This window comes from Peteryoungia aggregata LMG 23059 (genome assembly GCF_030814435.1).
Lineage (GTDB): Bacteria > Pseudomonadota > Alphaproteobacteria > Rhizobiales > Rhizobiaceae > Allorhizobium > Allorhizobium aggregatum.
Window position 1 is genome coordinate 234,282 of sequence record NZ_JAUSUW010000006.1, and the last position, 12,706, is coordinate 246,987.

General features: G+C 62.8%; 12 protein-coding genes. 5 read left to right on the forward strand and 7 right to left on the reverse strand.

Annotated elements, in window-relative coordinates; translation table 11 throughout:
* Nucleotides 1-140: 140 nt before the first annotated feature.
* On the reverse strand, nt 141-767 hold the full coding sequence (locus J2045_RS12335; RefSeq protein ID WP_307373071.1) for a DUF922 domain-containing Zn-dependent protease: 627 nt from the start codon (nt 765-767) through the stop codon (nt 141-143).
* A gap of 109 nt (nt 768-876) precedes the next feature.
* On the opposite strand from J2045_RS12335, the gene folP reads away from it, so the two are divergent.
* The 3 genes from folP to folK are packed head-to-tail and all read left to right on the forward strand — an operon-like array spanning nt 877 to nt 2,619.
* Nucleotides 877-1,746, forward strand: a complete 870-nt coding sequence (gene folP / locus J2045_RS12340) for a dihydropteroate synthase (RefSeq protein ID WP_307373336.1) — start codon at nt 877-879, stop codon at nt 1,744-1,746.
* Nucleotides 1,743-2,114 (forward strand): dihydroneopterin aldolase, encoded by a 372-nt coding sequence (gene folB, locus J2045_RS12345; RefSeq protein ID WP_307373072.1) that lies wholly within the window; start codon nt 1,743-1,745, stop codon nt 2,112-2,114. Before folP ends, folB begins: the two co-directional genes overlap by 4 nt.
* Complete coding sequence (gene folK / locus J2045_RS12350; RefSeq protein ID WP_307373073.1) at nt 2,095-2,619, forward strand: 2-amino-4-hydroxy-6-hydroxymethyldihydropteridine diphosphokinase; 525 nt, start codon at nt 2,095-2,097, stop codon at nt 2,617-2,619. The genes folB and folK overlap by 20 nt, the downstream gene beginning before the upstream one ends.
* Nucleotides 2,620-2,645: 26 nt before the next feature.
* On the opposite strand, the gene J2045_RS12355 is transcribed toward folK, so the two are convergent.
* From J2045_RS12355 to J2045_RS12370, 4 genes are all read right to left on the reverse strand, one after another.
* Nucleotides 2,646-3,197, reverse strand: a complete 552-nt coding sequence (locus J2045_RS12355) for a hypothetical protein (protein ID WP_166599689.1) — start codon at nt 3,195-3,197, stop codon at nt 2,646-2,648.
* Between the two features lie 141 nt (nt 3,198-3,338).
* Entirely contained in the window at nt 3,339-4,445 is a 1,107-nt protein-coding gene (locus J2045_RS12360) for a YcjF family protein (RefSeq protein WP_307373074.1), read from the reverse strand.
* Entirely contained in the window at nt 4,442-5,914 is a 1,473-nt protein-coding gene (locus J2045_RS12365; RefSeq protein ID WP_307373075.1) for a YcjX family GTP-binding protein, read from the reverse strand. Before J2045_RS12365 ends, J2045_RS12360 begins: the two co-directional genes overlap by 4 nt.
* Before the next feature lie 124 nt (nt 5,915-6,038).
* Complete coding sequence (locus tag J2045_RS12370) at nt 6,039-6,533, reverse strand: SixA phosphatase family protein (protein ID WP_307373076.1); 495 nt, start codon at nt 6,531-6,533, stop codon at nt 6,039-6,041.
* Between the two features lie 275 nt (nt 6,534-6,808).
* Here J2045_RS12370 and dksA point away from each other — a divergent pair, with 275 nt between their 5' ends.
* Nucleotides 6,809-7,228, forward strand: a complete 420-nt coding sequence (gene dksA / locus J2045_RS12375) for an RNA polymerase-binding protein DksA (RefSeq protein ID WP_307373077.1) — start codon at nt 6,809-6,811, stop codon at nt 7,226-7,228.
* Nucleotides 7,229-7,327: 99 nt separating this feature from the next.
* Here the strand turns inward: dksA and J2045_RS12380 are convergent, their stop codons facing one another.
* The gene (locus tag J2045_RS12380; RefSeq protein WP_307373078.1) at nt 7,328-8,782 is read right to left on the reverse strand and encodes a flagellar biosynthetic protein FliO; all 1,455 of its coding nucleotides are present in this window, start codon (nt 8,780-8,782) and stop codon (nt 7,328-7,330) included.
* Nucleotides 8,783-9,050: 268 nt separating this feature from the next.
* On the opposite strand from J2045_RS12380, the gene cckA reads away from it, so the two are divergent.
* Nucleotides 9,051-11,672, forward strand: a complete 2,622-nt coding sequence (cckA, locus tag J2045_RS12385) for a cell cycle histidine kinase CckA (RefSeq protein ID WP_307373079.1) — start codon at nt 9,051-9,053, stop codon at nt 11,670-11,672.
* 81 nt (nt 11,673-11,753) lie between these two features.
* Here cckA and J2045_RS12390 read toward each other — a convergent pair whose 3' ends face one another.
* Complete coding sequence (locus J2045_RS12390) at nt 11,754-12,680, reverse strand: pseudouridine-5'-phosphate glycosidase (protein WP_307373081.1); 927 nt, start codon at nt 12,678-12,680, stop codon at nt 11,754-11,756.
* Nucleotides 12,681-12,706: the final 26 nt, after the last annotated feature.

A 12,706-nucleotide genomic window follows, 5' to 3' on the forward strand; every position in this document is an offset into this window, starting at 1 on the left:
CGTATTTGATGACACTTATATTTCAGTTTTGTATCAAGGGCCACGGCGAGAATTTGCCGGTTATTCACAGGCGCGGGCGCAAGGCTCGCGCAAGCCGCAGCATCACGGCAACAGTGTCCCCATATATTAAGGGGTAAATTCTACTGGTTTGGCTGGCTTTCGCGCCGATAGCGGAGGATGCGCAGCATCCGGTCCTGAAAATTTCTGGCCTCCACTCGATCGAATCGCATCTGGGCTTCGTCATGGGCGATGGTCACGTCGTCGGTCACCGCGCCGACGCGATCCTGCAGGGTCTCGCAATCGTGCTCCGGTCGCAGTTTCAAGAGGCGCTGCTCCAGCAGTCTGGCGTGTTGGCGGGCGATTTCGGCGTGACGCTCCTCGTGGCGCTTGATGTCAGCCGACAGGGCATCCCAGAGCAAGGCCATCTCTTCGGATGCCCGTTTGCGGTTTTTCCAGCGGGGCAGGATCAGCTTCGTCTCGACAGTCACGCGGACGTCCTCAATGGTGCATCTGCTCCCGCGCCTGGTATAGGTGAGGTCGCCGCCGAAACGGATCTGGGTTGCACCGGGGTGGCGACTGCCGCTCGCCTGCGTGAAGGGGCCCTTGCGCGATAGTTCGGTATCGAGTTCGGCTGCCGTGCGACCGCCGATCTGGAAATAGATTATGGACTTGCGGACCACGACGTCTGCGCTGGCCGAAAGCGGCAGGGATAAGCCGGTCAGGACTGCCAGGACGAGGGCGACCCGAAGACGGCGGGAGTTCTTCATTCTTTTTTCCGCAATGTTGTATTCGCCGCGCCCTTGGGGCATAGCCAAACCCGATTTGCACTATCGCAGCTTCGCGGTTTTCCGTCGAGAGGACACGGGTCGGGTGACCATGGACGAACGCATAATTTGGCGTGTGGGGCATGGTCGTCGGTTCGACCTGACAGAGCGCGGCGCGATCATGGCGATCGTCAATGTCACCCCGGACTCCTTCTCTGACGGTGGGCTTCACACCAGCGTCGATGCCGCCATCCGGCATGCGCTTGCCTGTGTCGACGAGGGGGCTGTCCTGATCGACATCGGTGGGGAATCGACCCGACCGGGAGCGGAAGAGGTCACTGCCGCGGAAGAAATTGCGCGTGTGTTGCCCGTTATCACAGAACTTGCGGCGCGTACGGATGCGCTGATCTCGATTGACACCTATCGGGCCGCGACAGCGGCCGCCGCAGTCGCGGCGGGCGCCCATGTCATCAACGACGTTCACGGCTTGCAACGGGAGCCGGGTATCGCCTCCGTTGCTGCGGATACGGGGGCCGGTCTCTGCATCATGCATACCGGCCGTGGGCGCGAAAAGCTGGATGACCCGATCAAGGACCAGCAGCATTTCCTCACTCGCTCTCTCGAGATTGCCACGAGCGCCGGTGTTGCGCGCGAAACAATCGTTCTCGATCCGGGTTTCGGCTTCGCCAAGGAAACCACGGAAGAGAATATGGAGCTGATTGCCCGCTTCGGGGAGCTGAAGGCCTTCGGCCTGCCGCTCTTGGCCGGTACCTCGCGCAAGCGTTTCCTCGGGACACTGACCGGACGCGAGGCCCGTGACCGTGATGCCGCAACGGCGGCGACCACGGTTGCGCTGAGGCTGAAGGGCGCTTCCGTTTTCCGCGTCCATAATGTCGCGATCAACCGGGACGCTCTCATCGTCGCCGATGCTATGCTCGCCGCCGAGCGGCGGATCGCTGCGAAGAAGGGGTCTAGTGCATGAGCGGTGTTTTCACCATCACCCTGAAAAACTGCGCCTTCTTTGCCCATCACGGGGTGTTTCCCGAGGAGGGGGTCCTTGGTCAGCGGTTCTTCGTTGATGCCGAATTCGACGTTGATGCCCTGACGGCCGCAGAGACCGATACACTCGACGGCACCGTGCATTATGGCATCGCCTTCGAGGTGATCCGTGACATCGTCACCGGCAGCCGGCGGCAGCTGATCGAAGCGTTGGCGCTCGCGATCGCGCGCGGATTGCTCGACCGGTTTTCCGAAATCAAGCGATGCCGGATCACGGTTCGCAAGCCGAGTGCTCCAATTGCCGGTATTCTTGACCATGTGCAGGTGAGTATTGAACAGTTTAGACCATAAACGCTGGCAGCCTGCTACGCTTGGCCTCGGCGGCAATATCGGCGACCCGGTGGCGGCCATGGCCGAGGCCCTGCGTCGGATCGACCAGCATCCGGACTGTCGGGTGACCGCTGTTTCCCGCCTTTATCGCACGCCCCCCTGGGGCAAGACGGACCAGGCCGACTTCTACAATGCCTGTGCGGCGGTCGAGACGCTCCACGAGCCGCAGGAGCTGCTCGCGGCCTGTCTCGAGATCGAGCGGACGATGAAGCGGGTGCGCGTCGAGCGCTGGGGGCCGCGAACCATCGACATCGACATTCTCACCTTCGCCGACCGGACAATCGATGCCGAGCACCTGAAGATCCCGCATCCGCGCATGACCGAGCGGGCCTTCGTGCTGATGCCGCTCGCCGACATCGTTCCCGAGCAGTCGGTGAAGGGGCAGAGCGTCGCGACATGGCTCGATCTCACCGATCGCACGGGCATTGCCGTCGCAAACGAAAACCGCGCCTGGTGGCGCGGTTGAATTCAAAGTCCTGCGAAGTGAAATGATCAGTCGTTTTCGGCGGTCTCGGCCATGGCCGTTGCCTGGCGGTTGAGCTTCAGGCCGATGACTGGGATCATCCGGTCTTCCACCTTTACCGAAATCGTGATGTTCATCGCATCGTCTTCTTCCAGGCGTGCGACCATCGCGCCGTTCAGCTTGGCGCGATTGATGCCCATCACGGCGCGGTTGCCGGTCACAGTGCCCGATACGATGTCGAGGCCCTTGCCGTCTGCGCCGTCCAGGAACTGACCCTTGTAGCTGCCGCCGGCCTGCGAGATGACCGCCGACATCGGCTGGCTGAAGACGCCGACGCGGCAGGTGCCGTCGAGCTTAAGCCCCGTTTCCTTGCCCTCGGCGGGGAGGCCGGTCAGGTTGCAGGTGAACTTGGTGCCCTTGTACTTGCCGGCGACAATTTCACCCGGACCCTTCCAGACCCCGGCGACAGATTCGAAGAAGCGCTTGTCGCGCGAAGCAGCATCAGCGACCGTCGCCGGCATGAGTGCGGCAACGGCAAGGATGGCGGCGCAACGGCCGAATGTCGAGGAGGAAGAGAACATCGATTTGCCTTGGTACGAGAAACCAGAAACCCCGCGATGACCCTAGCGGAAAAATGGTTAATGCATCATTTCCATTAACCTCAATTGCCAGGTCGGACAACAGTCAAAAGTCACTGGTGTCGCTGATGTGACCCTTCCGCCTCACCCTGTCCGGTCGCGGTCCTTGGCTGTCATCGACGGCGTAAGGTCACCGACGAAATCGCCGATGCCAGGGCGCTTTACGGCACGGAACGGCAATGGTCGGCAGAGATCCATGGCGGCGATGCCGATGCGGGCTGTCATCAATCCGTTGATCACCCCCTCGCCGAGGCGGGTCGACAGACGGGCGGCAAGGCCATGGCCGAGCAGCTGCTGGGCAAGGCCGTCGCCGATGGCGATGGAGCCGGTGACGGCAAGGTGCGCGAACACATCCCGCAACAGACGCAGCATGCCGAAGGAGCCCGGTCTGCCGCCATAGAGGTCCGCCATGCTGCGCACCAGGCGCACGACCTCGAAGAGGACGTAGGCGAGGTCCACCACGGCGCGCGGGCTGACAGCCGTCACGACCGAGACGCGCTTGGCGGAGCTCAGGATCAGGGCGCGGGCCTGTTGGTCCAGAGGAGCCAGCAGTTCGCGCTCCGCAAGCTCGATCAGGTGCGGAGCGTCGATGATGTCGTTTTCCACGGCGGCGAGCGTCTTCTGCCCGCGGGCCACCTCCGGCCTGTGGGAGACCATGCCCGCGAGTTTCTTCACGACCGCAGCGGCGCGCTTGCGCTGTCCGCTGTCGGCGGCGGCATCCGCCTCTGCTTTCAGATTCTGGACCGCGTCGAGGCGCCAAAGGCCGAGCAGTTCGCGCCCGACCGCAATCGCCAGTGCCAGCAGCCCAACGGCGACTGCGCCGATCGCCGTATAGCCGAGCCAGTCGGCCCGGGCGAAGAGATCGCCGATCAGCCGATCAACCCAGAGGCCGAAGGCGAGCGAGAGAAGGAGGCCGAAGGCGCCGGTCGCGAGCTTTGCGAAGGAAAAGCCACGGCGTCGTGGTTCGGCCACGGGTACAGGTTGCAGCGCTTGTGCGGCACCGATGAACGGATCTTCCGCGTCTGGCACGATCACCACATCGCCCGGGAAGCTGCGCGGTCGCCTGCTCGTGGTCTGCGTTGTGCCGGGCTGGGGTGCATCGGGCTCGACGCTGAAGGCCGCCGGGCGCCTTTGCGGTTCAGGAGGCGTGGGACCAGATGTGCCTATCGGAGGGACGGTCGGTTTCTTCATGCGAGACGGTCTCCCAGCAGGAACTGCAGTGCCCGGTCAAGGCGGATGTGCGGAACCGAAAGCGTGATGCCCTGTCTCTCGTCGAGCTCGGGCGGGCGGAAGCGGACGATGCTGAGGTCTGGCAGAGCGGCCGATGGATCGTTTTGATCGACAGAGCGGAAATAGGCTTCCGGATCCTTCGGCAGGTCGCCTGGGAAGACGGCTGTCTTGCGCTTGCCGTCAAAGACGTCGTCTCCGATGCGCTCGCCCGCCATAGGTGTGCCGACGATCACGGGCAGATCATGCCCATCCTGCTTCACATTTGCCTCGCGCGTCGCCCGGACTGAGGCCAGCGCCATGACCTCGATGCCGGCTCCGCTCATTCCGATTGTGCGGATCGCGCGGTTGACGAGGCGCCGAGTCAGGATCTCCAGCCGGTCATGGCTTTCGTGATGCAGATGGTCCGCCTTGGTGGCGGCGACCAGCACCCGGTCGATCCGGCGGCGCACAAGGGATGTCAGGATGTTGTTGGAGCCCGCGCGGAAGCAGGCCAGCACGTCGCCGAGTGCGCGTTCCAGGTCCTGCACCGCCTCGGGGCCGCGGTTTATGGCCTGAAGGGCATCAACCAGCACGATCTGCCGGTCGAGCCTTGCGAAGTGTTCCCGGAAGAACGGTTTGACGACGATCGACTTGTACGCTTCGAACCTGCGCTCCATCATCGCACGCAGTGATCCCTTGGGCGCGCGGCCCTCTGGCAATTTGGTAAGGGGCGCAAAGGTCAGTGCGGGTGAGCCGTCAAGGTCGCCCGGCATCAGGAATCGCCCCGGCGGCAGGGTCGACAGGGAGCGCTCGTCGGATTTGCAGAGCCGGAGATAGGTGGTGAAGGCCTCGGCCAGCCGGCGGGCCGTCATTTCGTCCGCCGGGGCATCCGGATCAATGGTGCCAGCAAGCGCAAGCCATTCTGCGGCCAACTCGGCCCGGACGCCGCTCGCGGCCAGTTTCGTCGTGTTCTCGCAGAAGGTCCGGTAGTCCTGCCCGAGCAAGGGCAGGTCGAGCAGCCATTCGCCGGGATAGTCGACGATATCGATCGACAGTCGGCCCGCAGAGAGCATGCGGCTCCATGTGCTGGCGCTCTGATATTCGAACGTCAGGCGCAGTTCGGAAATTGCGCGGGTGGAGTCCGGCCAGATCCGCTGGTCGACCAGGGCGCGGATATGGTCTTCGTACTGAAATCGCGGAACGGCATCGTCCGGCTGTTCCTGGAGCCTTGCGCTGGTCAGGCGACCTGACCGCATCGGTTCGAAGAGCGGCAGGCGACCGCCGTGCAGCAGATTATGTACCAGAGAGGATATGAAGACCGTCTTGCCGGCGCGCGACAGGCCGGTCACGCCGAGCCGGATCGTCGGGTTGACCAGATGCGCCGCCCGGTCGGCAAGATTGTCGAGAGCGATTGCGGCTTCGTCGGTCAGGCTGGTGAGGGAAGGGGGCAAAGAACTGTCCTGCAGAGGCTATGGCGGCGCGGATCCCGGGAAGGGATTTTCAACACCCGAATGCAACATATAAGGGTCCAAAGCGGTGCAAAAAAGAGGCAGATCCAGTGTCGCACCTCAACGTTCAACCGACGAGGAAATCCCGCAGGGCAAACTTCTCGCCTTCTATGGTGTCGATTACCGCGAGACCGGATGTGGGGTAGCCTTCCGGCACTGTGCGGGCCATGACTTCGTTGCCGCACAGCCGGGCAAAGACTTCCTCGATTGCCGGGTTGTGCCCGACAAGCATCAGGGCAGGCACGCCGCGGGTCGAGCCGGCAATCTCCAGATAGACTTCGGCGGGCGCGTTGTAGAGCGCATCGACATAACGGAATTCGACGAGCCCCGAAAAGACGCGATTGATCGCATCGGCGGTCTGACGGCAGCGCGTAGCGGTCGAGCAGACCACGAGATCCGGCCGGTAACCCTTGTCGGCTGCCGTTTCCGCGAGCAGTTCCGCTTCGGCGAAGCCCGAATCCGAGAGGCTTCTATCGAAATCCCGGCCGCCAGGTTCGGCCCAGCCCGATTTCGCGTGGCGCAGCAGATAGATACGCTGTGGAAGCAGAATGGAGGGCGTCATCCGTTGGGGTTTCCGCGTGCGATGGTGCTCGTTATTGAAGTACCGGTTCTTGGCCCTTGCCGTCAACCATCCAGACGGGTCCGATCGATCGTTCTATCGTGGTATCCTGGTTGCTGTCGCGGAGTGGCCTTGTAGAAAATTATGCTTAAAAAATAGAAATTTAGATGAAAAATGTAACAGATTTAAAAATGACTTTGCAACAGCCAGAAGGCTTGAACCGGTTGCTCTGAAAGGATATACACCCGCCCATTGAGATGTTCTTCAGGAGAATCGCGTTGAGTGAGAAGATCAATCTTAGCAATTATGTGCTCTCGGAAGACGATGAGTTCATGAACGCGAACCAGCGGGCCTATTTCAGGGCCAAGCTTGTCGCTTGGAAAAACGACATCCTCCGAGAAGCGCGCGAGACGCTCGACCACCTCGCAGAAGAAAGCGCCAATCATCCTGATCTCGCAGACCGGGCTTCCTCTGAAACCGACAGGGCTATCGAACTGCGTGCTCGCGATCGTCAGCGAAAGCTGATTTCGAAGATCGACGCCGCGCTGCAGCGGATCGAGGACGGCACCTATGGCTATTGCGAGGAAACCGGTGAGCCGATCGGCTTGAAGCGTCTCGACGCTCGTCCGATTGCGACACTGTCGATCGAGGCGCAGGAACGACACGAGCGCCGTGAAAAGGTCTATCGCGACGAGTGAGGTTAGAGCCTCAGACTTAGCTTCTCAGTATCCAGGACCCGCCATTGGCGGGTCTTTTTTTGTTTTCGGGGTCTCTCGCAAGCGGGCATACCCCGCCTGTCACGGATTTCTGCTGGCCGACATTTCGCCGAATATGCGCGCGATTTCCGTCTGCAGATTGGGCTCCTGGCCCGGCTGCGGCGGGTTGGGCGCGGCACCGGGTGTGCGGTTGCCTTCCGGTAGAATGGCCGCGATCGGCGCGCGCGGGCGATCGGCGCGGGTTTCCGGAAGGATCTGCTGGGATTGCGGCGCTGCCTTCGGGGCCGGATCGGCCGCCAGATGCAGGGCCATCTCTTCTTCGAGGACGCGCTCGAAGTCGCTCATGTCGCGCGCTGCTGGCTCGGCCAGGGGCATTGGGGGCTGACGGTCCGTTGGCGGCTCGAACCGCTGCGGTTCAAACTGCCGTGACAGGGTGGACGTTGGTGCGGGCACAAGCACCCTTTGGCGGGCCGCTTCCAGCAGATCTTCGGCGACGGGCGTTTCGATGACGGGCGGTAGCACCAGTTCGGGTTCGGCGCGTGCCACGCGAATGTCCTGAGTGGTCGCGGGCTTTGGCTCCGCCATCATCAGCCGTTCGCCAGGCTCGGCCCTCAACGCTTCAATCGGTTGCGTTCCGGTCGTGGTGTCCTGCGCCTCTCGCGGAGCCGGTGGGGGCGTTGCCTCGCTCTGCCGCAAGATTTCGGGGGCGGAGAGGACCGTTGCCTTATCCACGTCCGCAATCACTACTGGCTCCAGGGTTGCGGTCGGCTGGATTGAGGGCGCCTGCGGCTGTGGTGCAGGAGGCATGACGGGATCTATTGCTGGTGTTTCTGCACGAACCGGTGCCGCGATCTCCACGGGCACGACCGTTGCTGCAGTCGTGGCGGCCATTGGTGTTGCGGCCGCCGCCGCCGCCAAAGGTGCCGCCGTGTTGACGATTGCAGGACGCTCTGCAACGACTTCTGGACTGCGCGCAGGTGCTGACTGGGGACGTTGCTGGTCCGCCAGGGGCGGGGTGGACGATTGTGGCCTTGCCGGCTGCGGAAGGGGCGCGGCTCGAACTGTTTCCACGACAGGCTGACGCCTGGCCGGTGGTTCGACAGGTGCGGCGACGGGCGCTACGGTTGAAGCGACCATTGGCAAGGCTGCTTCGGTTGCCGGAAGCGCTGCCTGGGTCGCCGGTTGCGGCAGGTCCGGCTGTTCCGCAATTGCTTGCGGGTGGACTGGCCGGGCGCTGAGATACGGACGCTCATCGCCGATGCCGCTTTCGATGACGATGTCGGTCGGTCCGCCGATCATCACCAGATGTTCGACATTGTCGCGGCGGATAAGGACAATGCGGCGACGGGTGTCGACGGCGGCCGCATCCAGGACCTGAAGGCGCGGCTGGCGGTTGCGACCACCGCGAACAAAGGGAGACGGCGCGCGATTGCGCAGGATCCAGAGCACTATGAACAGGCAGAGCAGGGCGAGACTGACCCCCAGCGCCGCCACAAGAAAACGATTGCCATAGGCCGAGATGAGGTCGTCCAGCATTTGCGTGCTCCTTTTGACTGGCTTTCTGGCAGAAGACGTTCCACTCCGCAATCTTGCATAGCAGTCTCGACGACGATGCAGAGGGCTGGGCAGAGGGCTGGAAATGCCGGATTCTCCGTCAAGATTGCGGCAATCCTGTGGGAGAGCGACGAAGGGGCGCCCTTGGACCCTTTCTTTGCTTTTTGCTGTTGCGGCAAGTTGATAAACAGGTGACAGCGCCGATTCTCCCTTTGGTTCGATGATCCGTGCGCTCAGGCAAGAGGCATCAATGACACGACAGCAGAACGATCGAGATGGAGAGAGCCCCCTGGTCGATCGCCGCGGTGGCGCCGGCATGGCGCTGCGCATCCTGCTGCTCGCCCTCGTCCTGATCGCGGCCTCGGCCGCCTTCATCTTTTTCCGCGACCAGCTCGACAATCAGGTCGTGCTCGGCGTTCTCGGAATTCTCGCCATGATGGGGATCTTCTTCATCGTCTCCGCGGTGATCGGGTTCGTCGAAGTGATGCCGCAGTCGCACGGCGATACGCTCGCGCGGCGGTTTCTCGCGAGCCAGCCGGAAGGTACGCTGATCACCGATGCCGAAGGCCGGATCGTCTTCGCCAATGCCGCATATGGAACGATGACCGGCGCCCGCACGGCGACGGAAGTGCAGACGCTGGAAGCTCTGCTGTCGCGTCATCGCGAGTCAAGCGAGGCGCTGTACAGGCTGACCAACGGCTTGCGCGAGGGACGGGACAGCTATGAGGAGTTTCGACTGCTGAAACCACTCGGCAGCCAGACTGCAAACGGTTCGGGTGTGCATTGGTACAGGCTGAAGGCCCGCGTGCTGCCCGGCGAAGGACGAGGCCGCGCGCTCTATGTCTGGCAGATCTCCGACATCACCGCCGAGCGTGACGACCAGGAACGGTTCTTCAAGGAATTGCAGCATGCGATCGACTATCTCGACCATGCACCCGCCGGCTTCTTCTCTGCAGGCCGCAAGGGCGAGATTTACTACCTCAACGCGACGCTGGCGGAATGGCTCGGTCTCGACCTCACCCAGTTCAATCCCGGATCGATGTCGATCGCCGATCTCGTTGCCGGCGAAGGCATGGCGCTGATCAATTCGGTTCAGGCGGAGCCTGGCCAGGCGCGGACCGAGACGCTTGATCTCGACCTTCGCCGGGTGAACGGCCAAAGCCTGCCGGTTCGCCTCGTGCATCGCGTTCGTGCCGCCCGTGACGGAGCGCCCGGCGAGAGCCGTTCGATCGTGCTCGCCCGCCAACAGGGCGAGGGGGGAGATCAATCGGATTCGGTTGCCTCCATGCGCTTCACCCGGTTCTTCAACAATACGCCGATGGCTATCGCCTCGGTGGATGGAGAAGGGCGGATCCTGCGCACCAATGCGCCGTTCATGAAGCTCTTCGCCGACATCATCTCGCGCGACGAGATCGAGCGGCGGGGGCTGATCGAGGTCGTGTTGCACGAGGCAGAGCGGGATGGCTTCCGGGAAGCGCTGGCCGCCGCAATGGACCGCCAGGTCGACATTGCCCCGATAGACAGCCGGCATCCGACCAATGATGCACGGCATTTCCGTTTCTACGTCAATGCGGTGATCGATCAGAGCGACGAGGCGCCGGAAGAGGCGGCGATCGTCTATGCGGTGGATGTCACGGACCAGAAGGCGCTTGAAGCGCAGATGGCGCAGACGCAGAAGATGAACGCCGTCGGCACGCTGGCGGGTGGCATCGCACATGACTTCAACAATGTGCTGACCGCCATCCTCCTGTCCTCCGACCACCTTCTTCTGCAGGCGCGGCCTTCGGATGCGAGCTTTGCCGATCTCATGGAGATCAAGCGTAACGCCAACCGGGCCGCCGTTCTCGTGCGCCAGTTGCTCGCCTTCTCGCGCAAGCAGACAATGCGGCCGAGCGTCTTGAACCTCACCGACGTGATCGGCGATCTCAGGATGCTGGTCGATCGGCTGATTTCCGGCAGCAATGTCAAACTCAGGGTCGAATACGGCCGTGATCTCTGGCCGGTGAAGACGGACCTCTCGCAGTTCGAGCAGGTGCTGATCAATCTCTGTGTGAACGCGCGTGACGCCATGCCGGACGGTGGTTCGATCACCGTGTCGACCCGCAATGTCGATGCGGACGAGGCCGGGGCCTTCGGCTATCGCGGCCTGCCGTCTGAAGACATGGTGCTGATCGAAGTCGCCGATACCGGGACCGGGATCGCGCCCGAGATCATGGACAAGATCTTCGAACCCTTCTTCACGACCAAGGAGGTCGGCAAGGGCACGGGTCTCGGGCTTGCCATGGTCTATGGCATCGTCAAGCAGTCGGGCGGCTACATCTACCCCGAATCGGAAGTCGGCAAGGGAACCACGTTCCGGATCTTCCTGCCGCGCCATGTGCCCGAAGTGCAGCCGGTGGTCGAAGGTCAGGTCCTAGCGTCCGTGAACGGGGATACGATCACCGTTGCGAAGCCCAATGGGAACATAGAGGCCCAGGATGCCCCTGACCTTACGGGCAAGTCGGCCGTGGTGCTTCTCGTCGAGGACGAGGAGGCGGTGCGGCGCGGCGGCAAGCGCATGCTTGAGACGCGCGGCTATACCGTGCACGAGGCCGGGTCGGGCGTCGAGGCGCTCGATATCATGGAAGAGCTGAACGGCGAGGTGGATATCGTTGTCTCCGACGTGGTGATGCCGGAGATGGACGGCCCCACCCTGCTCACCGAACTGCGCAAGAAATATCCGGACCTCAAGTTCATCTTCGTTTCGGGTTATGCAGAGGACGCTTTTGCCCGGAACCTGCCGGCGGACGCCAAATTCGGCTTCCTGCCGAAACCCTTCTCGCTGAAGCAGTTGGCGGTGGCCGTGCGCGAGATGCTGGACGGCGAAGGCTGACGTCGTTTTCCAGTCTCCCAGAATGCAAGAACCCGCCGGATCGCTCCGGCGGGTTCTTTTCTTTCGACGAGCCTCCCGGCGTCAACCGTTCATGGCGACGGCGATCTCGGCGGCCAGACGGGCGTTGTTCTCGACCAAAGCGATATTGGTCTTCAGCGACCGACCGCCGGTCAAGTGGAAGATGTTGTCGAGCAGGTAGGGCGTGACGGCCTTGCCGGCGATTTCGTCGCGTTCGGCATTGGCCAGCGCGCGGCTGATGTAGATTTCCATCTCCTCGCGTGGGATCTCGTCGGCTTCCGGGACCGGGTTGGCGATCAGCATGCCGCCGTCAATGCCGAGCTGGTCGCGCATCTTCTGGAAGTTGGCGATCGCTGCCGGGCTTGGCAGGTTCAGCACGCTCTTGAGGCCAGAGCTGCGCGACCAGAAGGCCGGGAAGTCCTCGCTGTCATAGGTGACGACGGGCACACCACGGGTTTCCAGCACTTCCAGCGTCTTTGGAATGTCGAGGATCGCCTTGGGGCCGGCCGAGACGACGATGACTGCCGTGCGGGCGAGCTCCTCGAGATCGGCAGAGATGTCGAAGCTCTCCTCGGCGCCGCGATGCACGCCGCCGATGCCGCCGGTCGCAAAGACATGGATACCGGCCCGGTAGGCGGCGATCATCGTGGCGGCGACGGTTGTCGCGCCATTGCGGCGTTCGGCGATGGCGAAGGCGAGATCGGCGCGCGAGAGCTTCATGACGTGCTCCATCTGCGCCAGTGCCTCGAGCTCGGCGGGTTCAAGGCCGATATGCAGCACGCCCTTGATGACGGCGATGGTTGCGGGGACCGCGCCCTGCTGGCGGACGATGTCCTCGACACTGCGGGCCATCTGCAGATTGCCCGGGTAGGGCATGCCATGGGTGATGATGGTGGATTCAAGCGCCACGATCGGCGCGCCGCGCTGCTTGGCGGCGCTCACTTCGCTCGAATAGCTGATGGGCAACAGGGGTGAGATGGAACGGGTCATGGGGGGATCTTCCGCTTTGAAATTCA

Excerpts from the sequence above, each read along its gene's own strand:
- J2045_RS12380 (WP_307373078.1), bottom strand. The coding sequence starts at position 8,782 with ATGCTGGACGACCTCATCTCGGCCTATGGCAATCGTTTTCTTGTGGCG.
- J2045_RS12360 (WP_307373074.1), bottom strand. The coding sequence starts at position 4,445 with ATGAAGAAACCGACCGTCCCTCCGATAGGCACATCTGGTCCCACGCCT.
- J2045_RS12390 (WP_307373081.1), bottom strand. The coding sequence starts at position 12,680 with ATGACCCGTTCCATCTCACCCCTGTTGCCCATCAGCTATTCGAGCGAA.
- folB (WP_307373072.1), top strand. The coding sequence starts at position 1,743 with ATGAGCGGTGTTTTCACCATCACCCTGAAAAACTGCGCCTTCTTTGCC.
- folP (WP_307373336.1), top strand. The coding sequence starts at position 877 with ATGGACGAACGCATAATTTGGCGTGTGGGGCATGGTCGTCGGTTCGAC.
- J2045_RS12370 (WP_307373076.1), bottom strand. The coding sequence starts at position 6,533 with ATGACGCCCTCCATTCTGCTTCCACAGCGTATCTATCTGCTGCGCCAC.
- J2045_RS12355 (WP_166599689.1), bottom strand. The coding sequence starts at position 3,197 with ATGTTCTCTTCCTCCTCGACATTCGGCCGTTGCGCCGCCATCCTTGCC.
- J2045_RS12335 (WP_307373071.1), bottom strand. The coding sequence starts at position 767 with ATGAAGAACTCCCGCCGTCTTCGGGTCGCCCTCGTCCTGGCAGTCCTG.
- cckA (WP_307373079.1), top strand. The coding sequence starts at position 9,051 with ATGACACGACAGCAGAACGATCGAGATGGAGAGAGCCCCCTGGTCGAT.